Raw genomic sequence first — 19,635 nt, forward strand, 5'->3', positions numbered from 1 at the left:
AGATAAAAATACAGGTGGGACGGCAGTACTCTTCCTAAAACCAAAGGAGCAAATCACGATGCGCGTGATGAAGTGGAGCATGATCGCCCTGGCTGTTTCAGCAGGCACCTCGCAGTTCGCAATGGCGTCCGCCCAGGACGATTCCAAGGGCTTTGTTGAAGACAGCACGTTCAGCATCAACACTCGCCTCCTGAACTTTGGTCGCGACTTCCGTAACAACGACACCGGCAAAAGCCGCGTCAACGAAACCGGCCTGGGCTTCAACGGCCTGTTCCAGTCGGGCTACACCCAAGGCACCATCGGTGTCGGTGTTGACGTCATCGGCCTGCTGGGCGTGAAACTGGACAGCGGCAAGGGTCGCTCGGGCACTGGCCTGTTCCCTACCGGTTCGGACGGTCGCGCACAAGACGATTACTCCAAAGGCGGCGGCGCTGTTAAGTTCCGCATCTCCGATACCGTGCTGAAAGTGGGCGACCAATACACCACCGCTCCTGTCTTCGCTTCCGATGACAGCCGTTTGCTGCCAGAGCTGCCACAAGGTATCTCGATCACCAGCAACGAAATCAAAGGCCTGAAACTGGAAGGCGGTCACTTCACTTCCAGCGTGGCACAAGCACAGACTTACCGTGACAGCCTGGGCCTGACCAAAACCGACTTCATCGGTGGTGTCTATGCCCTGACGCCGGAAGTCAGCGCCAGCCTGTACTACGCGAAGACCGAAGACTACTGGAAGAAAACCTACGCCAACCTGAACTGGACTCACGCGCTGAGCAACGACCAGTCCCTGGCCGTTGACTTCAACATCTACAGCACCAAGAGCGATGGCGCCGGCCTGCAACGCGCAGAAAAAGACGGCACCACCAAACTGGATAACCGTGCATACAGCCTGCAAGGCGCGTACACCATCCAGGCTCACACCTTCACCCTGGCCTACCAGAAAGTCAGCGGCGACGGTGACTACGGCTACGGCGTAGACGGCGGCGGCACGATCTTCCTGGCCAACTCCATCGCCCGTTCCGACTTCAACGCTGAAGACGAGAAATCGTTCCAGGCTCGCTACGACCTGAACATGGCCACCTTCGGCGTGCCAGGCCTGAGCTTCATGACTCGTTACGTGAAAGGTACCGGCGCCAACACCGCCGACACCTCGAATGGCAAAGAGTGGGAACGCGACATCGAAGCCAAATACGTGATCCAGAGCGGCCCAGCCAAAGACCTGAGCCTGCGCGTACGTCAAGCGACCTATCGTTCGTCTGACGGCGTTTACTACGGTTCGGCGTCTATCGACGAACTGCGTCTGATCGCGCAATACCCGCTGAACATCTTGTAATTGGCAGTTTGATTACAACGATGGCTTAAGGCTTCGGCCTTAAATAAAAAGCCGCCCCCTTGCAAACAAGGGGGCGGCTTTTTTATTGCCGTTTTATTTCAATCGAAAAATAACTAGCAAGCTAACTAACGAGATTAACCCGTCGACCTCGAACCTGACCTTTTGGCCAAGTTCGAGGCCCTTGCACTTAGTTACTTCGTAACACTTTCCTGCATCACTCGAATAACCCGCTGTGGAAATGGAATATCAATCCCGGCGGCCTTCAAGCGGTCACGTGCAAGTTCATTCAGCATGAACACTACATCCCAGTAATCTGGAGTTTTGGTCCAGCAGCGCAGGGAGACCGTGATCGAGCTGTCACCCAGTGTCGAAACCACCGCCACCGCAGCCGGGTCGGCCAGTACGCGTGGGTCTTTGGCCAGTTCCAGCAGCACTTCACGGGCTTTCTGAAGGTCGGCGTCATAGTCCACGCCCACGTCGAACACCACTTTACGAGTCGGCTGACGGTTGGTGTTGGTGATCAAGCCGTTGGACAAGCTGCCGTTGGGGATGATCACCGTCTTGTTGTCACCGGTGCGCAACACGGTGTGGAAGATCTGGATGCTGTCGACGGTACCCGACGTGCCCTGGGCTTCGATCCAGTCACCAATGCGGAATGGGCGGAACAACAGAATCAGCACGCCACCGGCGAAGTTCGCCAGGCTGCCTTGCAAGGCCAAGCCAATGGCCAAGGTGGCGGCACCGATCGCGGCAACGAACGAGGTGGTCGCCACGCCGATCATCGACGCCACGTTGACCACCAGCATGACCTTCAGCGCAATGTTCGCCAGGCTGGTGATGAAGTGTTGCAGCGCCAGGTCTGCATTGCGCAGGGCGAGCAAACGCCCCACGCGGTGAGTCAATACGTTGATCAGCCACCAGCCGATGGCCAGGGTGATCACCGCCAGCAAAAACCGGCTGCCGTATTCCATGATCATCGGGATCCACGACTCTGAGGTCTTGATCAAGTGATCCACTTCAGCGTTCAAATCCATCTACATTCTCCTGTCTAGCGGACGTTCGGTATTTTCAGGCGCCCAAAAATGCAATTGAGCCCCGTAGGGCTCAAGAGTAGGCAATGGCTCTGGGGCGTGGGACGCCAAAAACGTCCTCAGGTTCCCCAAATGGCCATCAGTCGCGGAAGTTATTGAACTGCAGCGGCATGTCGAAGGTCTTGGCACGCAAGGCAGCGATTGCTTCTTGCAGGTCGTCACGCTTCTTGCCGGTGACACGTACTTGCTCACCCTGGATAGCGGCCTGAACCTTCAGCTTGGCATCCTTGATGTGGGCAACGATCTTTTTCGCCAGCTCTTTATCAATGCCTTCCTTGAGGATGGCTTCCTGCTTCATCAGCTTGCCGGAGGCGTAGGCGTCCTTGATTTCAAGGCATTGCGCATCGATCTTGCGCTTGACCAGGGACAGCTTGAGGATTTCGATCATCGCTTCCAGCTGGAAATCGGCTTCAGCGGTCAGGTTGACAGTCAGTTCCTTTTCCTTGAACTCGAAGCTGCCCTTGCCTTTCAAGTCATAGCGACGGTCCAGTTCCTTGACGGCGTTCTCGACGGCGTTGGTGACTTCGTGTTTGTCCAGTTCGGATACCACGTCGAACGAAGGCATGTCATTTCTCCAATATAAGGGGCGGGCTCAGTAGAGATGGAGCGCGCCCGAGCTAAAATGCCGGGGCATTATAGCGGTTCTTTCGCCCCGTTCATCGTGGGCGACCCAACGGAGCACAAACAGATGTCGACCACCTGGCACATTCTCGGCGCAGGCAGCCTGGGCACACTCTGGGCCACACGCCTGGCCCGTGCGGGCGTGCCCGTCCGGTTGATCCTGCGCGATGAAGCGCGCCTGGCCAGCTACCAGGCGGGAGAAGGCCTGACCCTGGTGGAACAAAGCGTCTCGCACACCTACCCGGTAATCGGCGAAACACCTGACAGCCCTGGGCCGATTCATCGCCTGCTGGTGGCGTGCAAAGCCTACGACGCCCAAAGCGCCGTCGCACAACTGCAGCACCGGCTTGTACCGGACGCCGAACTGATCCTGCTGCAAAACGGCCTCGGCAGCCAGGACGCAGTGGCGGCCCAGTTGCCCCAGGCCCGCTGCATTTTCGCGTCCAGCACCGAAGGCGCGTTTCGCGACGGCGACTGGCGCGTGGTGTTCGCCGGTCACGGTTATACCTGGCTGGGCGATGTTGCGCACCCAACACCGCCGCTGCTGCTCGACGACTTGAGCGCGGCTGGTATCCCCCACGAATGGAGCACCGACATCCTCACCCGTCTGTGGCGCAAACTGGCCCTCAATTGCGCCATCAACCCGCTGACCGTGTTGTACCAATGCCGCAACGGCGGCTTGCAAGCCCACCAGTGCGAGGTGGCCACCCTGTGTGCGGAGCTGGCCGAGCTGCTGGAATGCTGCGGCCAACCCGAAGCCGCCCGGGGTCTGCACAGCGAAGTGGAACGGGTGATCCAGGCCACCGCCGCCAATTACTCCTCGATGTATCAGGACGTGGCCAACGCCCGGCGCACCGAAATCAGCTACCTGCTGGGGTACGCCTGCCTCGCGGCGGCTCGCCATCAATTGGTCCTGCCGCATCTGCAACAGGTGCAAGCCCGCCTGGTCGAGCAGTTGCTCGCACGCGGATTGCCCAGCGACTGAACCACGCGCTACCCTGCCCACTTGTCTATTGCCTGCGAAAAACCTGATGCCACTGCGCCAGCGTCTAGAAAACCTACCGGTCGGGCAGAAACTGCTGGCCGCCTTACTGGTGCTGCTCACCACCGTGCTGCTGGTGGCCAACCTGACGTTCATCAGTGCGGCCTACTGGATCTCCCAGGAAAGCATGGCCCCCCAGGCCCTCCAGGCCATTGGTCGGCTGGTGTCCAACCCGGCCCTCGCCGCCGAAGCCCTCGAATCCCCCGCCAAGGCCGATGCCCTGCTCAACGAGCTGACCAGCTATTCACCGTTGCGCGCCGCGGCGCTGTACGACGGCGAAGGCAACCGCCTGGCGCAGATGCAACACGGCGATCGCCTGCACCTGCCGGACAACTACCGGCATATCGAAGCCTGGCGCGTCACCGAATTTCGCAGCAACCAAGTCATTACCCTACCCCGCGCCGGCCAGCCTTCCGGACACTTGCTGCTGGTGGCCAGCAGTGAGCTGCCGGTGGCCTTCTATACCGGCACCTTGACCGCCAGCTTGGGCATCCTGATTTTCAGCGTGTTGCTGTGGCTGATCATCGCCCGGCAAATCAAGCGCCTGATCACCCGGCCGATCCATGAACTGGAGGAACTGTCGCGCCAGGTCACCCGCGAAGAGAACTACGCCCTGCGCGCCGGCCGTGGCAACCACGACGAAATCGGCAGCCTGGCCGAAGCCTTCAATACCATGCTCTCGCGCATTGAAGCCCGCGAGCAACAGCTCAAGCGCGCCCGTGATGACTCCCAGGCCGCCTACGATCAGGCTCAGGGCTTGGCAGAAGAAACCCGCCACACCAACCGCAAGCTGGAACTGGAAGTCCAGGTGCGCAGCAAGATCGAGAAAAAACTCACCGGCTTCCAGAACTACCTCAACAGCATCATCGACTCGATGCCCTCGGCGCTGATCGCCCTGGACGAGCAGCTCTACGTGACCCAATGGAACCAGGAAGCCAGCGCGCTTTCTGGTACGCGCCTGGATGAAGCGCTGAACCAGCCGATTTTCCTGGCCTTCCAACCGCTCAAGCCCTATCTGCCGCAAATCAAGGCCACCGTCGAACAACACACGGTGGAACGCATCGAGCGCGTCACTTGGGTCAAGGACGATGAACCCAAGCATTACGCCCTGACCTTCTACCCGCTGATGGGCGGCGCCGGGCGCGGCGTGGTGATCCGCATCGACGACATCACCCAGCGCCTGTCCCTGGAAGAAATGATGGTGCAGTCGGAAAAAATGCTCTCGGTCGGTGGCCTCGCCGCCGGCATGGCCCACGAGATCAACAACCCGCTGGGCGCAATCCTGCACAACGTGCAGAACATCCGCCGCCGTCTGTCCCCCGATTTGCCCAAGAACCTGGAGCACGCCGAACAAGCCGGCATCGAGCTGGACACCGTCAACCGCTACCTGCAAAGCCGTGAGGTGCCGCAGTTGCTCGATGGCATCCAGCAAGCCGGTGCACGGGCAGCAAAGATCGTTACCCACATGCTCAGTTTCAGCCGGCGCAGCAACCGGCAGATGGCGCCGTGCGACCTGCCCGCGCTGATTGACCAGGCAGTGGAGATCGCCGGTAACGACTTCGACCTGACCATCGGTTTCGACTTCAAGGGCCAGGCGATCATTCGCCAGTTCGACCCGCAACTGGGCCCCGTGCCCGGCACCGCCAACGAATTGGAACAGGTGCTGCTCAACCTGCTGAAAAACGCCGCCCAAGCGATCCACCTGCGCGAAGACGACAGCGAGCCGGGGCGCATCATCCTGCGCACCCGCCTCAACCCTCCGTGGGCGGAGATCCAGGTGGAAGACAACGGCATCGGCATGAGTGAAAACGTGCGCAAGCGCACCTTCGAGCCGTTCTTCACCACCAAGGAGATAGGCCAGGGCACCGGGCTTGGGCTGTCGGTGTCGTACTTCATCATCACCAACAACCACAAGGGCCAGATGGAAGTGCACTCCACGCCGGGCCAGGGCACGTGCTTTACCCTGCGTCTGCCCCTGGCCGGCAGCCAACTGCCCCCTTACGAACTTACCCAACTGGAGCACTGACCATGGGCTTTCGCCTGTCGAAGATCTATACCCGTACCGGCGACAAGGGCGAAACCGGCCTGGGCGATGGCCGCCGCGTGCCCAAGGACCACCCACGGGTGGAGGCCATTGGCGAGGTCGATACGCTGAACAGTCAGTTGGGGTTGCTGCTGGCCAACCTGGAAGAACAGAGCGGCAAGCACCCGGAACTGAAGGATGTGATCGAAGTGCTTACGCCGTGCCAGCATCGTTTGTTCGACCTGGGCGGTGAGCTGGCGATGCCGGTGTACAAGGCGTTGAACGCGGCGGAAGTGGATCGGCTGGAAGCAGCGATTGACCGCTGGAATGAGGAAGTGGGGCCGCTGGAAAACTTCATCCTGCCCGGTGGTTCGGCGCTGATCGCCCAAGCTCATGTATGCCGCAGCCTGGCGCGCAGTGCAGAGCGGCGGTGTCAGCAGTTGAATGCGGTGGAACCGTTGGAAGGCGTGGGGTTGGCGTATATCAATCGGCTGTCGGATTTGCTGTTTGTCGCAGCGCGGGTGATTGCCCGGCGCCAGGGTGTGGCGGAGGTGTTGTGGCAGGCGGCGGCCAAGCCCCACTGAGGATTGTGTGTTGACTGGTCTGGCGCCATCGCCGGCAAGCCGGCTCCTACAGGGGAATGCATTTCAACTGTAGGAGCCGGCTTGCCGGCGATGGCGTCGTTAAGGCCGCATCAAACCTCAGGCCAAAACGCCCGAATGCCAGCCACACCCTGAGCCCCAGCGTCCCAAGCCTGCTCCCGCTCAGCCGGCCCCACCCCACCCAGCAGAAACACCGGCTTGCTGAACCCACTGATCAACTGCGCCGCCTGCTCCCAACCCAACGGCTGCGCGTCAGGATGAGTCTGGGTCGGTTGCACCGGTGACAGGGTGACAAAATCCACGTCCATCAACTCGGCCAGCGCCAGTTCTTCAGCGTTGTGGCAAGAAGCCGCCAACCAGCGGTCCTTGGGCAGCGGCCGGCCTTTGCTCGCGTATTTGCGCAGTTGTGCCGAGGTCATGTGCCAGCCCGCCGAGGGGAAATCCCCCAACCATTCAAATGGCCCTTTGAGCATCAATTGCGCCTTGCCTGCGCACAGCCCCACTGCATCCACCGCCAGGTCACGGTACTTGGGGTCGTAGCCATTGGGCGCTCGCAGTTGAACCAGCTTGATGCCGCCAGCAATGGCTTTCTGGATACCGCGCAACAATGCGGGGGTTTCCAGCTCGCCAGGCGTGATCAAGTACTCGGCCGGCAAACGCGCGGCTGCAACGATCGGTGCATTGGCAGCCGGGAATTCATAGTTGATCAGGTCTCGCGGCGCCACCCATTCCAACGGCTGCCCTTCGGCACCATGGGGTTCGCCGGTAAAGGCCGAGACTTCCCACACATCCAGCAACACCTGCTTGTCCGGGTAGTCATGCTGTACTTTGATCAACGGGCGTGCCGTGGTGACCTGGATGCCCAGCTCTTCCTGCAATTCGCGGGACAGTGCGGTTTCGACCGATTCGTCGGCCTCCACCTTGCCCCCGGGAAACTCCCAGAGACCGCCCTGATGCTGGGTATCGGCGCGGCGCGCCAGCAGGATCCTGCCGTCGACACCGCGGATCACCGCTGCTGCTACATGCACTCGTTTCACCGCGCTTATCCTCTTAGGTACGGTATTCCGCGTTGATCTTCACGTACTCGTGGGACAGGTCGGTGGTCCAGATGGTTTCGCTGCACTCACCGCGCCCCAACTCGATGCGGATGGTGATTTCTTCCTGTTGCATCACCGCCGAGCCCTGGGCTTCGGTGTAGGTCTCGGCACGGGCGCCACGGCTGGCGATGCACACGCCGCTGAGGAACACGTCGATCTTGCTCACGTCCAGGTCCGGCACGCCGGCACGGCCGACGGCTGCCAGGATACGGCCCCAGTTCGGGTCGGAGGCGAACAGCGCGGTCTTGATCAGCGGCGAGTGCGCCACGGTGTAACCCACGTCCAGGCATTCCTGGTGGTTGCCGCCGCCATTGACTTCAACGGTGACGAACTTGGTGGCGCCTTCGCCGTCACGCACGATGGCCTGGGCCACGTCCATGCACACTTCAAATACCGCCTGCTTCAACGCGGCGAACAGCGGGCCGCTGGCCTCGGTGATTTCCGGCAGGTTGGCCTGGCCGGTGGCGATCAGCATGCAGCAGTCGTTGGTGGAGGTATCGCCATCGATGGTGATGCGGTTGAACGACTTGTTGGCGCCGTCCAGGATCAGGCTGTGCAGCACGTCGCGGGAGACTTTGGCGTCGGTGGCGATGTAGCCGAGCATGGTGGCCATGTTCGGACGGATCATGCCCGCGCCCTTGCTGATGCCGGTCACGGTGACGGTCACGCCGTCGTGCACGAACTGGCGGCTCGCGCCTTTTGGCAGGGTGTCGGTGGTCATGATGCCGGTGGCAGCGGCAGCCCAGTTATCCACAGACAGGTCGTCCAGTGCGGCTTGCAGGGCACCTTCGATTTTTTCGACAGGCAACGGCTCGCCGATCACCCCGGTGGAGTACGGCAGCACTTGGCTGGCATCCACGCCCGTCAGTTGGGCCAGCTTGGCGCAGGTGCGCGCAGCGGCCACCAGGCCTGGCTCGCCGGTACCGGCGTTGGCATTACCAGTGTTGGTCAGCAGGTAACGAATGTTGCCGGCTACACGCTGCTTGGCCAGGATCACCGGCGCTGCGCAGAACGCATTGAGGGTGAACACGCCAGCGACGGTTGAACCTTCGGCACAGCGCATCACCACCACATCCTTGCGCCCCGGGCGCTTGATGCCGGCCGAAGCGATACCGAGTTCAAAACCGGCAACCGGGTGCAATGTGGGCAAAGGACCAAGACCAACAGCCATGAATGCGCTCCTTAAAAATGAGGTGATATCTGTGCCGTCGTGAGCGACGGTGAAATTAATGGCAAAACGCCGCGACGGCAAAGGCCGGTCGCGGCGCGGGGTGTTGCAGCGTCAGGCAAAAATCTTAGTTGATTTCGCCGTGGCAGTGTTTGAACTTCTTGCCCGAACCGCACCAGCACAGTTCGTTGCGGCCCAGCTTCTGGTCGTTGCGAACCGGCGTCTGAGCCAGGGCCACATCGACCTCTTCGCCCAGCACTTCAGGTTGCTCAAGACCCGGGGCTTCGTCGTGCTGGAACTGCATGCGCGCAGCCAGAGCCTCGGCTTCCTGACGCAGGCGTGCCTCTTCCTCGATCGGGTCTTCGCGACGCACCTGAACGTGGGACAGCACGCGAATCGAATCGCGCTTGATCGAATCCAGCAATTCGGAGAACAGCGTGAACGACTCGCGCTTGTACTCCTGCTTCGGGTTCTTCTGGGCGTAGCCGCGCAGGTGGATACCGTGACGCAGGTGATCCATGGTCGACAGGTGGTCTTTCCACAGGTCGTCCAGCACACGCAGCACGATTTGTTTCTCGAAGGTGCGCAGTGCTTCGGCACTCGCCTGCTCTTCTTTTTCGTTGTACGCGGCCAGCAGCTCGGTCATCAGCTTCTCGCGCAGCGTCTCTTCGTACAGGTGGTCGTCTTCGTCCAGCCATTGCTGAACCGGCAAGTCCACACCGAAGTCGCTCTTGAGTGCCGCTTCCAGACCGGCAACATCCCACTGCTCTGGCAGGGACTGTGGCGGAATGTGTGCACTGACGGTGGCGTTGAGCACGTCCTGACGGAAGTCAGCGATGGTCTCGCCAATGTTGTCGGCGGCCAGCAACGTATTACGCATGTGATAGATCACTTTACGCTGTTCGTTGTTGACGTCATCGAACTCGAGCAGTTGCTTACGAATGTCGAAGTTGCGGCCTTCAACCTTGCGCTGCGCTTTCTCGATGGCGTTGGTCACCATGCGGTGCTCGATCGCTTCACCGGACTGCATGCCCAGGGCCTTCATGAAGTTCTTCACGCGGTCCGAGGCGAAGATACGCATCAGGCTGTCTTCCAGCGACAGGTAGAAGCGGCTGGAACCGGCGTCACCCTGACGACCGGCACGACCACGCAGCTGGTTGTCGATACGGCGCGATTCGTGACGCTCGGAAGCGATCACCTGCAGGCCGCCGGATTCCAGCACGGCCTGGTGGCGTTTCTGCCAGTCAGCCTTGATCTGGGCGATCTGCTCGGGGCTTGGGTTTTCCAGGGCCGCGACTTCCACTTCCCAGTTGCCGCCCAACAGGATGTCGGTACCACGACCGGCCATGTTGGTGGCGATGGTCAGTGCGCCTGGGCGACCGGCCTGGGCGATGATCTCGGCTTCTTTTTCGTGGAACTTGGCGTTAAGGACCTTGTGCTCGATGCCTTCCTTGTTGAGCAGGTTGGACACGTGCTCGGAAGTCTCGATGGTGGCAGTACCGACCAGGATCGGGCGCCCCTGGGCCATGCCGTCCTTGATGTCATTGATGATTGCCGCGTATTTCTCTTCGGCTGTCAGGAATACCAGGTCGTTGAAGTCTTTACGCGCCAACGGCTTGTTCGGCGGGATGACCATCACGGCCAGGTTGTAGATCTGGTGGAATTCGAACGCTTCGGTGTCGGCCGTACCGGTCATGCCGGACAGTTTGTTGTACAGACGGAAGTAGTTCTGGAAGGTGGTGGACGCCAACGTCTGGCTTTCGGCCTGGATGTTGAGCACTTCCTTGGCTTCGATGGCCTGGTGCAGGCCTTCGGACAGACGACGACCCGGCATGGTACGCCCGGTGTGTTCGTCGACCAGGACCACCTGGCCGTCCTGCACGATGTATTCGACGTTGCGGTGGAACAGCTTGTGGGCGCGCAGGCCAGCGTAAACGTGGGTCAACAGGCCCAGGTTGTGCGCCGAGTACAGGCTCTCGCCTTCAGCCAACAGGCCGATCTGGGTCAGCATGTCTTCGACGAACTGGTGACCGGCTTCGTTGAGTTCGACCTGGCGGGTCTTCTCGTCGATGGTGAAGTGACCTTCTTTGGTCACCACGCCTTCGACTTCTTCAACGTGCTGGGTCAGGCGCGGAATCAACTTGTTGATTTCGGTGTACAGGCGCGAGCTGTCTTCGGCCTGGCCGGAGATGATCAGCGGGGTACGGGCTTCGTCGATGAGGATGGAGTCGACTTCGTCGATCACGGCAAAGTTGAGTTCGCGCTGGAATTTTTCTTCCATGCTGAACGCCATGTTGTCGCGCAGGTAGTCGAAACCGAATTCGTTGTTGGTGCCGTAGGTGATGTCGGCAGCGTAGGCCGCGCGTTTTTCTTCCGGCGGCTGGAACGGCGTTACCACGCCGACGGTCAGGCCGAGGAATTCATACAGCGGGCGCATCCAGTTGGCGTCCCGGCGAGCCAGGTAGTCGTTCACTGTCACAACGTGCACGCCCTTGCCGGACAATGCGTTGAGGTAAACGCCCAGGGTTGCTACCAGGGTCTTGCCTTCACCGGTACGCATTTCGGCAATCATGCCTTCATGCAAGGTCATGCCGCCGATCAACTGAACGTCGAAGTGGCGCATGCCCATGACACGCTTGCCGGCTTCACGGGCGACCGCAAAGGCTTCGGGAAGCAGCTTGTCGAGGGTTTCACCTTTGGCTATGCGGGCCTTGAACTCTTGGGTCTTGGCGCGCAATTGGTCGTCCGAAAGGGCAACCATCTGCTCTTCGAAGCCATTGACCAGCTGCACCGTCTTGAGCATGCGTTTAACTTCGCGCTCATTCTTGCTTCCAAAAAGTTTCTTTAACAAAGGCGCAAACATATCGGCAGGTTCTTCCACACATAGGGATGGAGGGCGCACCGTGAGTGGCCCGAGCAGCCCTCACGGCCGCATGCGAACGCGCATTCTACCCGGATTCGTGGGTGAGGAAAGTGGCGTTGTTCCCCGATGCTGGCATGGTGCTGTGAGAGGGCTTGTTTAAAATAAGGGCTTTTGCTGGAACTTCAACCCATGGCGTGCAGAAGTTACCTATTGATTTTGCGGTCTTTGGCCTGTCATTGCATTGCCAGGGGGCCTGCGGGCGCTTTCTGTTAAGATGGCAGCTCTGTTACTTAAGGTGTCTAAACATGGCATTTCGCCCTCATACAGCTCGCATTCCCAGCGTGTTGCTCCGCGAAGCCAAGCCGTTGAAAGCCATCTTTGGCCACGCGCAACGCTTGGGCCATTTGCAACGCCTGCTCGAAAGCCAATTGCAACCGGCCGCACGTGAACATTGTCACGTGGCGTCCTGGCGCGAAGGCAATTTGCTGTTAATTGTCACCGACGGTCATTGGGCCACGCGTTTGCGTTACCAGCAAAAGCGCCTGCAGCGTCAATTGATGGCGTTCGATGAATTCGCCAACCTGATGCGCATCCAGTTCAAAGTGCAGCCGCCCACCGTGCAGCAAGGCGCAGTCGGACATACGATGGACCTGTCGGTGAACGCCGCCGAAACCATCCAGGCGACGGCCGACGGCATTAGTGATCCCGGCCTGCGCGCCGCCCTGGAACGGCTCGCCGCCCACGCCAAGCCCAAGGCTTGAACCGTTACTTGCGCTTGCTGCCGCCAAGCAACGATCCCAGCAAACCGCGCACCAACTGACGCCCCATCTGATTGGCCGCCTGCTGCATCGCGGATTTCAGCGCCTTGCCTGCCGTGGTGCCCAGAAAGGCACCCGCCTTGTCCGTAAAGCTCGGCTCTTCGGCAGCCGGCTTGGCCTCTTCGGTCGGCCCAAGCTCCTTGCGCGCCATCAGCACTTCATAGGCCGATTCCCGGTCAATCGGCTTGTCGTAGCGCCCCAGCAACGGCGAACTGGCGATCAGCGCGGCGCGTTCGGCCTCGCTGAGCGGCCCGATACGCGACTGCGGCGGCGCCACCAGTACGCGCTGGACGACTTCCGGCGTGCCTTTTTCCTGCAGCGCGCCCACCAAGGCCTCACCCGTGCCCAGCTCGGTCAGCACCGCCAGGGTATCGAAGGTCGGGTTGGGCCGAAAACCGTCTGCCACTGCCCGCAGGGACTTCTGTTCCTTGGTGGTGAACGCCCGCAGGCCGTGCTGGATGCGCAGGCCCAATTGCGCCAGGACCGTGTCAGGCAAATCCCCCGGAGACTGTGTGACAAAGTAAACGCCAACGCCTTTGGAGCGAATCAACCGCACCACTTGCTCCAACCGCTCCTGCAACGCCTTGGGCGTATCGGCAAACAGCAAGTGGGCCTCATCGAAGAACAGCGCCAACAACGGTTTATCGGCATCGCCGCGTTCAGGCAACTGCTCGAACAGCTCCGCCAACAGCCACAGCAGGAAGGTCGCGTACACCTTGGGCGCCTCATGCACCAGACGGCTGGCGTCGAGCAGGTGGATACGCCCTCGCCCATCACTGGCGGGTTGCAGAATGTCTTCCAGCTGCAAGGCTGGCTCGCCAAACAAGGCTTCCGCGCCCTGTTGCTCCAACACGGCAAGACGCCGTAACAGGGCCTGGCTGGAGCCGGTGGTCATCAGCGCCGCGTCGTCGCCCAGCAGTTCCGGGTGGTAACGCAGGTGGTTGAGCAGTGCTTTCAGGTCTTTGAGGTCCAACAGCAGCAAGCCTTCGCGATCGGCCACTTTAAAGGTCGCATAGAGCGCTGACTGTTGGCTGTCGGTAAGTTCCAGCAGCGCGCCGAGCAGCAATGGGCCCATTTCACTGATGGTGGTGCGCAATGGATGACCGGATTGCCCGTGGATATCCCACAACGTCACGGGGTAGGCCTTGGCCGTGTACCCCAGGAAAGGCATGCCGGCGATGCGCTCGGCCACCTTGCCTTGCGGATTGGCTGCGGCCCCGAGGCCACACAGGTCGCCCTTGATGTCCGCCGCAAATACCGCCACGCCCGCGTCACTGAAGGCTTCCGCGAGGCGCTGCAAGGTGACGGTCTTGCCCGTGCCGGTCGCACCGGCAATCAGCCCATGACGGTTGGCCAGGCGCATGGCCTGGGCGACGGGTTGGCCGTCCAGGCCCGCGCCGATAAGGAGTTGAGTGGTATCAGGCATTTCGTCACCTCTGGTTAATCTTTAGTGCCGCCAGGTCGATATAGAGAGGTGTGAGACCCACAAAGTCTAAAAATAGGTCGGATAGTTCCTACAGGGACCAACGGAGCTATCGCAAGAAATATCACACCTTTTTTGACGCTGCCATTTTGCGCATCCCATAAGGACGCGCTTCGGATAATAAGACCTTAGCGGACCCTACAAGCCATGAATAAAAATCTGCGCTTCAGCCACAAAATCCTGCTTGCAGCCTCCCTTATCGTCATCGCCGCTTTTGCGCTGTTTACCCTCTACAACGACTACCTGCAACGCAACGCCATCCGCGACGACCTCAACAATTACTTGCATGAAATGGGTGATGTCACCGCCAGCAACATCCAAACCTGGCTTACAGGGCGCATTGCCCTGGTTGAAAACGCCGCACAAAACATCGCCATCAACCCCGAGCCCTCCGCCGTTGCCAGGCTGCTGGAGCAGAAAGCCCTGACCTCCTCGTTCATGGCGACCTACGTGGGTGACAGCAAGGGCGCGTTCACCATCCGCCCCGACACCAAGATGCCGGACGGCTTCGACCCGCGTGTTCGCCCCTGGTACAAAGGCGCCCAGGCCAGCAACGGCTCGACGCTCACCGAGCCCTACATCGATGCCGCGACCGGCAAACTAATTATTTCCATCGCTACCCCCAGCACCCAGGGCGCCCAGAGCATTGGTGTCGTGGGCGGCGACCTGAGCCTGCAAACCCTGGTGGATAACATTGGCGCGCTGAACTTCGGCGGTATAGGTTATGCGTTCCTGGTCAGCGCCGATGGCAAGGTGCTGGTGCACCCGGACAAGAACCTGGTGATGAAGACGCTGGCCGATGTGTACCCAAAAAACACGCCAACGATCAGCACCGGCTTCAGCGAGGTCGAGGCCAACGGCAAGGACAACATCGTGACCTTTACACCGATCAAGGGTCTACCCTCGGTGAACTGGTATCTCGGCATTTCGGTGGATAAAGACAAATCCTTCGCCATGCTCAGCGAATTCCGCACCTCAGCGGTGATTGCCACGGCCATTGCCGTGGTGATCATCATCGCCCTGCTCGGCATGCTGATCCGCATCCTGCTGCAACCACTGCACGTGATGACCCGCGCCATGCAAGACATCGCCGACGGTGAAGGCGACCTGACACGCCGCCTGACCATCCAGAACCACGACGAATTCGGCACCTTGGGTAACGCCTTCAACCGCTTCGTAGAACGTATTCATACGTCGATCCGCGAAGTGTCCTCGGCCACCGAGCAGGTCAATGAAGTGGCGTTGCGCGTGGTGAGCGCCTCCAACTCGTCGATGGTCAATTCCGATGAACAGGCCAACCGCACCAACAGCGTGGCGGCCGCCATCAACCAACTGGGTGCCGCCGCCCAGGAAATCGCGCGCAATGCGGCGCAAGCCTCGCACCAGGCCAGCGATGCACGGCACCTGGCCGAAGATGGCCAACAGGTGGTGGAGCGCAACATCAAGGCGATGAATCAGCTGTCCGAGATGATCAGTGCCTCCAGCAGCAATATCGAGGCGCTCAACAGCAAGACGGTGAATATCGGGCAGATTCTCGAGGTGATCACCAGCATTTCCCAGCAAACCAACTTGCTGGCGCTCAACGCCGCGATCGAAGCGGCCCGTGCCGGGGAAGCGGGTCGCGGGTTCGCCGTGGTGGCCGACGAGGTGCGCAACCTGGCCCATCGCACCCAGGAATCGGCGCAACAGGTGCAAAAGATGATCGAGGAGTTGCAGGTCGGTGCCCGTGATTCGGTCAGCACCATGGGTGAAAGCCAGCGTCACAGCCATGACAGCGTGGAGATCGCCAACCTGGCCGGTGAACGCCTGAACAGCGTGACCCAACGCATTGGCGAGATCGATGGCATGAACCAATCGGTGGCCACCGCCACCGAGGAGCAGACCTCGGTGGTCGAGTCGATCAACATGGACATTACCGAGATCAACACCCTCAATCAGGAAGGCGTCGAAAACCTGCAATCCACCCTGCGCGCCTGCGCAGACCTGGAGCAACAGGCGGCGCGCTTGAAACAGTTGGTGGGTAGCTTCCGGATCTAACCCCGTGGGGGTTAGTTAACCTCCGGTTCGGTCTTGCCCTTCTCTTGCTCCCACAGCTCGGCGGCCCCCGGAAACTCGGTGCCGTCGTCGCTGCTCAGTTCTTCCGGGTCAAACCGGCTCAAGCAGCCCTCTCCCAGGGTGGCGGGTGCCTTGGAAGTGGCTTTGTCCAGGGGATCGCTCATGGTCCGAACCTCTACGCCAAACAAAGAAAAAGGGCCTGGGACGATTTAACGCCCAGGCCCTTCATTCTTCAATCAAAACCCTTGGATCAGAACACGACGGTCTTGTTGCCGTGTACCAACACGCGATCTTCCAAGTGGTAACGCAGGCCACGGGCCAAGACCATCTTCTCGACGTCACGGCCGAAACGCACCATGTCTTCGATGCTGTCACTGTGGCTGACACGCACCACGTCCTGCTCGATGATCGGGCCGGCGTCCAGCTCTTCGGTGACGTAATGGCACGTCGCGCCAATCAGCTTCACGCCACGCAGGGAGGCCTGGTGATAAGGCTTGGCACCAATGAACGACGGCAGGAAGCTGTGGTGAATGTTGATCACCTTGCCCGCGTACTCACGGCACAGTTCCGGTGGCAGGATCTGCATGTAGCGCGCCAGCACCACCACATCCGCTTCATGCTGCTTGACCAGGCGGGAAACCTCGGCGAACGCCGGTTCCTTGTCCTGCGGGTTGACCGGGACGTGGTAGTACGGGATGCCGTGCCATTCGACCATGCTGCGCAGGTCGTCATGGTTGGAGATCACACAGGCGATTTCACAGTCCAGCTCGTCGCTGTGCCAGCGGTGCAGCAGGTCGGCCAGGCAGTGGGACTCGCGACTGGCCATCAATACCACGCGCTTCTTCTGCTCGGTGTCGGTGATCTGCCAGGTCATCGAAAACTCTTCGGCGATCGGCGCAAACGCCTCGCGAAAAGCCTCAAGACCAAACGGCAGTGTGTCGGCACGAATCTCGTGACGCATGAAGAACCAACCGCTGAGATTGTCCGAGTGATGGCTCGCCTCGGTGATCCAACCGTTGTGGGAAGCCAGAAAGTTACTGACCTTGGCAACGATGCCAACCCGGTCCGGGCAAGCAATCACCAGCCGAAAAGTGCGCATTAGGGGGAAACTCCAGAACTTCACAAAGGCCGCCATTCTAGCGATTGCGCAGAAAATCTGCAGTATTCCTTGTGGCTTATTCTGATCCTTCGCGCCGGCCACGCCCCTTAATAGCGTAAGGTTTACGATCACTACGTAGCCGTAAAATGGCAAGCCTTGCGAAATATCAAAAAACAACGGCGATTATCTTTAGCGCTACGACCTACTAATTAACTCGATTGCATAGCTTCGCCACAAACATTCAAAGTAATTCACATAAATGCCTTGTTAAATGTTTACTTGACGAAATTGCCTGACTATTATTGCCCCACTCCTCTTGTTCAACCCGCGCTCTACATAAGGTAGTCCACATGTCTCTGATCAACGAATACCGTGCCACCGAAGAAGCTATCAAAGAGCTGCAAGCCCGTTTGAAGAACCTGTCCCAAGACGACAAGCTGCAAACCGAGCTGGAATTCGAAGGCAAACTGCGCGCCCTGATGGGTGAATACTCCAAATCCCTGCGTGACATCATCGCGCTGCTGGATCCAGAGTCGAAAGTTAAAGCACCACGCGGCGCTGTAAAAACTACCGGCACCAAGCGCGCTCGCAAGGTCAAGCAATACAAGAACCCGCACAACGGCGAAGTGATTGAAACCAAAGGTGGCAATCACAAGACCCTGAAAGAGTGGAAAGCCAAGTGGGGCGGTGATGTGGTTGAAGGCTGGGCAACCCTGCTGGGCTAAGCCTCATCGGGCTTGCGCCTGATACGCCACACATTAAAAACGCCAGCCTGCTGGCGTTTTTTATTGCCTGGGGTATTTGTTATTACCCGATTACAAATTCAGGCGAGCGGCTAAAGAGTCGGCATAATCCTGCCATTGGTCGAGCACCTGGCGCTGATGCGGCGTAGCACTAACAGCCAACTCCTGCGCGGCCTGTTTAAATGCCTCCAGGGTATTGGGCGCTCCCCATTCCTCGCTCGACAAACGCTGCTGACAAAATAGTTGCCAGCGTTGTTGTTCCTCGCTGTTCAAGGTTTCAGGAAAGTTACGCGCACGGTAGCGAAACAATAATTCCGGCAAGCGATGATCATCGAACGGCCACTGCTGGCGCGCCAACTCCAGCGGCTCGGCAGCCCGTACTTGTTCACATAAACGACGATCGCGATCACCGATAAAACCATCGTAGAGCTGCTGCTCCGGGTCCGAACTCGGTTCGAAATCTTCCTCGGCATAAATGGTCGCCAACTTGTCCCGCCACACTTCCTGTGCGTCAGTAAGTCGCAGTGCCCTCGCCAGACAAGCTTCCTTATCCAACTGAAGTCGCTGGAGGTCTGGCCCACGCAGCACATTCAACGGGGCGACGACCGGACAACGGTTGATATGCAACAACTTGAGCGGCACCGGTAACTCACCGTCGGCCAATTCATCACGACGAGTGTAAAGACGCCGGCGCAACGTATCCGCATCGAGGTCCAGCAAACCTTGCGGGTCCAGGCCCAGGTCACACACGATCAGCGCATTGCGATTGCGCGGGTGCCAGGCCAGCGGCAGCACGACCCCCAGGTAATGGCGCTCGGCAGAAAAGCGCCCCGATATGTGCACCATCGGTTGCAGCAGGCGTACCTGGTCCATCACCCGTTGCTTGCTGCGCAACTGAAACAGCCATTCATACAGCTTGGGCTGTTTCTCACGCACCAGACGCGCCAAAGCGATGGTGGCACGCACATCGGACAACGCATCGTGGGCCTGACCATGGTCGATGCCGTTGGCTTCGGTCAGCCGCTCCAGCTTGAGGGTGACGCGCCCATCTTGCTCGGGCCAGACAATCCCTTCAGGCCGCAACGCGTAGGCGGTACGAACCACGTCGATCAGATCCCAACGGCTGTTGCCGCCCTGCCACTCGCGGGCGTAGGGGTCGAAAAAGTTGCGATACAGGCTGTACCGCGTCATTTCATCGTCGAACCGCAGGGTGTTATAGCCAGCACCACAGGTTCCCGGGGCGGCCAGCTCTGCATGTACGCGAGTCATGAAGTCGGCTTCAGCCAGCCCCTTCTCAGCCAGGATGCCGGGCGTGATACCGGTAATCGCGCACGCTGCCGGGTGAGGCAGGATGTCGTCGCTGGGCTGGCAGTAAAGATTGACCGGCGGACCGACCTCGTTGAGTTCGAGGTCGGTACGAATCCCAGCCACCTGCAGCGGGCGATCGCTGCGCGGGTTGATGCCGGTGGTTTCGTAGTCGTACCAGAAAATGGTGGTCACGGGCTGTTCCTGTACTAAAGATCGACAGAGTCTAGGCGCAGCAAGGCGTCAGAGGCCAGCGATAGATGGCTGTACAAATACCCAGTAAAAACTTGAATGG

At 59.8% G+C, this 19,635-nt stretch carries 16 protein-coding genes and 1 pseudogene; 8 read left to right on the forward strand and 9 right to left on the reverse strand.

All coding sequences use genetic code 11. The features are described from left to right. Positions 1-58: 58 nt before the first annotated feature. Positions 59-1,330: an OprD family porin gene (locus tag AC07OV_RS13255; RefSeq protein WP_178921789.1), complete on the forward strand. Its 1,272-nt coding sequence runs from the start codon at positions 59-61 to the stop codon at positions 1,328-1,330. 191 nt (positions 1,331-1,521) lie between these two features. Here the strand turns inward: AC07OV_RS13255 and AC07OV_RS13260 are convergent, their stop codons facing one another. Both AC07OV_RS13260 and AC07OV_RS13265 read right to left on the reverse strand, forming a co-directional pair. After that, a complete protein-coding gene (locus AC07OV_RS13260) occupies positions 1,522-2,364 on the reverse strand; it encodes a mechanosensitive ion channel family protein (protein WP_176994317.1) in 843 nt (280 codons plus the stop codon). Between the two features lie 136 nt (positions 2,365-2,500). After that, complete coding sequence (locus AC07OV_RS13265) at positions 2,501-2,986, reverse strand: YajQ family cyclic di-GMP-binding protein (RefSeq protein ID WP_010208088.1); 486 nt, start codon at positions 2,984-2,986, stop codon at positions 2,501-2,503. Positions 2,987-3,109: 123 nt separating this feature from the next. Here AC07OV_RS13265 and AC07OV_RS13270 point away from each other — a divergent pair, with 123 nt between their 5' ends. From AC07OV_RS13270 to AC07OV_RS13280, 3 genes are read left to right on the forward strand one after another with little or no spacing between them, the layout of a single operon-like run. Further along, positions 3,110-4,027 carry a putative 2-dehydropantoate 2-reductase gene (locus AC07OV_RS13270; protein ID WP_495092375.1) on the forward strand — a complete coding sequence of 306 codons (918 nt, stop codon included), beginning with the start codon at positions 3,110-3,112 and terminating at the stop codon, positions 4,025-4,027. Positions 4,028-4,073: 46 nt separating this feature from the next. Beyond that, the gene (locus tag AC07OV_RS13275) at positions 4,074-6,110 is read left to right on the forward strand and encodes a sensor histidine kinase (RefSeq protein WP_176994319.1); all 2,037 of its coding nucleotides are present in this window, start codon (positions 4,074-4,076) and stop codon (positions 6,108-6,110) included. 2 nt (positions 6,111-6,112) lie between these two features. Next, positions 6,113-6,691, forward strand: coding sequence for a cob(I)yrinic acid a,c-diamide adenosyltransferase (locus AC07OV_RS13280; protein ID WP_494997127.1), 579 nt, complete (start codon positions 6,113-6,115; stop codon positions 6,689-6,691). Between the two features lie 110 nt (positions 6,692-6,801). Here AC07OV_RS13280 and AC07OV_RS13285 read toward each other — a convergent pair whose 3' ends face one another. The 3 genes from AC07OV_RS13285 to secA all read right to left on the reverse strand — a co-directional run bounded on the left by AC07OV_RS13285 (position 6,802) and on the right by secA (position 11,837). After that, a complete protein-coding gene (locus AC07OV_RS13285) occupies positions 6,802-7,746 on the reverse strand; it encodes a Nudix family hydrolase (protein ID WP_176994321.1) in 945 nt (314 codons plus the stop codon). 13 nt (positions 7,747-7,759) lie between these two features. Then, positions 7,760-8,977 carry a bifunctional glutamate N-acetyltransferase/amino-acid acetyltransferase ArgJ gene (gene argJ / locus AC07OV_RS13290; RefSeq protein WP_176994322.1) on the reverse strand — a complete coding sequence of 406 codons (1,218 nt, stop codon included), beginning with the start codon at positions 8,975-8,977 and terminating at the stop codon, positions 7,760-7,762. 124 nt (positions 8,978-9,101) lie between these two features. Next, on the reverse strand, positions 9,102-11,837 hold the full coding sequence (secA, locus tag AC07OV_RS13295) for a preprotein translocase subunit SecA (protein WP_176994323.1): 2,736 nt from the start codon (positions 11,835-11,837) through the stop codon (positions 9,102-9,104). 305 nt (positions 11,838-12,142) lie between these two features. Between secA and AC07OV_RS13300 the strand changes: the two genes are divergently transcribed. Further along, positions 12,143-12,598, forward strand: coding sequence for a DUF721 domain-containing protein (locus AC07OV_RS13300; protein WP_176994324.1), 456 nt, complete (start codon positions 12,143-12,145; stop codon positions 12,596-12,598). A gap of 4 nt (positions 12,599-12,602) precedes the next feature. Here AC07OV_RS13300 and AC07OV_RS13305 read toward each other — a convergent pair whose 3' ends face one another. After that, positions 12,603-14,081 carry a helicase HerA-like domain-containing protein gene (locus AC07OV_RS13305; RefSeq protein WP_176994325.1) on the reverse strand — a complete coding sequence of 493 codons (1,479 nt, stop codon included), beginning with the start codon at positions 14,079-14,081 and terminating at the stop codon, positions 12,603-12,605. Positions 14,082-14,285: 204 nt separating this feature from the next. On the opposite strand from AC07OV_RS13305, the pseudogene AC07OV_RS13310 reads away from it, so the two are divergent. Both AC07OV_RS13310 and AC07OV_RS13315 read left to right on the forward strand, forming a co-directional pair. After that, positions 14,286-15,317: pseudogene (locus AC07OV_RS13310) on the forward strand (HAMP domain-containing protein); the annotation flags it as partial. A gap of 93 nt (positions 15,318-15,410) precedes the next feature. Then, positions 15,411-16,175 carry a methyl-accepting chemotaxis protein gene (locus tag AC07OV_RS13315; RefSeq protein ID WP_371319318.1) on the forward strand — a complete coding sequence of 255 codons (765 nt, stop codon included), beginning with the start codon at positions 15,411-15,413 and terminating at the stop codon, positions 16,173-16,175. Positions 16,176-16,186: 11 nt separating this feature from the next. On the opposite strand, the gene AC07OV_RS13320 is transcribed toward AC07OV_RS13315, so the two are convergent. Together AC07OV_RS13320 and purU are read right to left on the reverse strand one after the other, a co-directional pair. Next, a complete protein-coding gene (locus AC07OV_RS13320) occupies positions 16,187-16,357 on the reverse strand; it encodes a hypothetical protein (RefSeq protein ID WP_494997125.1) in 171 nt (56 codons plus the stop codon). 86 nt (positions 16,358-16,443) lie between these two features. After that, positions 16,444-17,292 (reverse strand): formyltetrahydrofolate deformylase, encoded by an 849-nt coding sequence (gene purU / locus AC07OV_RS13325; protein ID WP_176994328.1) that lies wholly within the window; start codon positions 17,290-17,292, stop codon positions 16,444-16,446. Positions 17,293-17,642: 350 nt separating this feature from the next. Here purU and mvaT point away from each other — a divergent pair, with 350 nt between their 5' ends. After that, entirely contained in the window at positions 17,643-18,017 is a 375-nt protein-coding gene (mvaT, locus tag AC07OV_RS13330; RefSeq protein ID WP_016970296.1) for a histone-like nucleoid-structuring protein MvaT, read from the forward strand. Between the two features lie 90 nt (positions 18,018-18,107). Here mvaT and sbcB read toward each other — a convergent pair whose 3' ends face one another. Next, positions 18,108-19,535 (reverse strand): exodeoxyribonuclease I, encoded by a 1,428-nt coding sequence (sbcB, locus tag AC07OV_RS13335; protein WP_494997123.1) that lies wholly within the window; start codon positions 19,533-19,535, stop codon positions 18,108-18,110. Positions 19,536-19,635 lie beyond the last annotated feature (100 nt).

Source organism: Pseudomonas sp. GW821-FHT09A09, assembly GCF_059418405.1.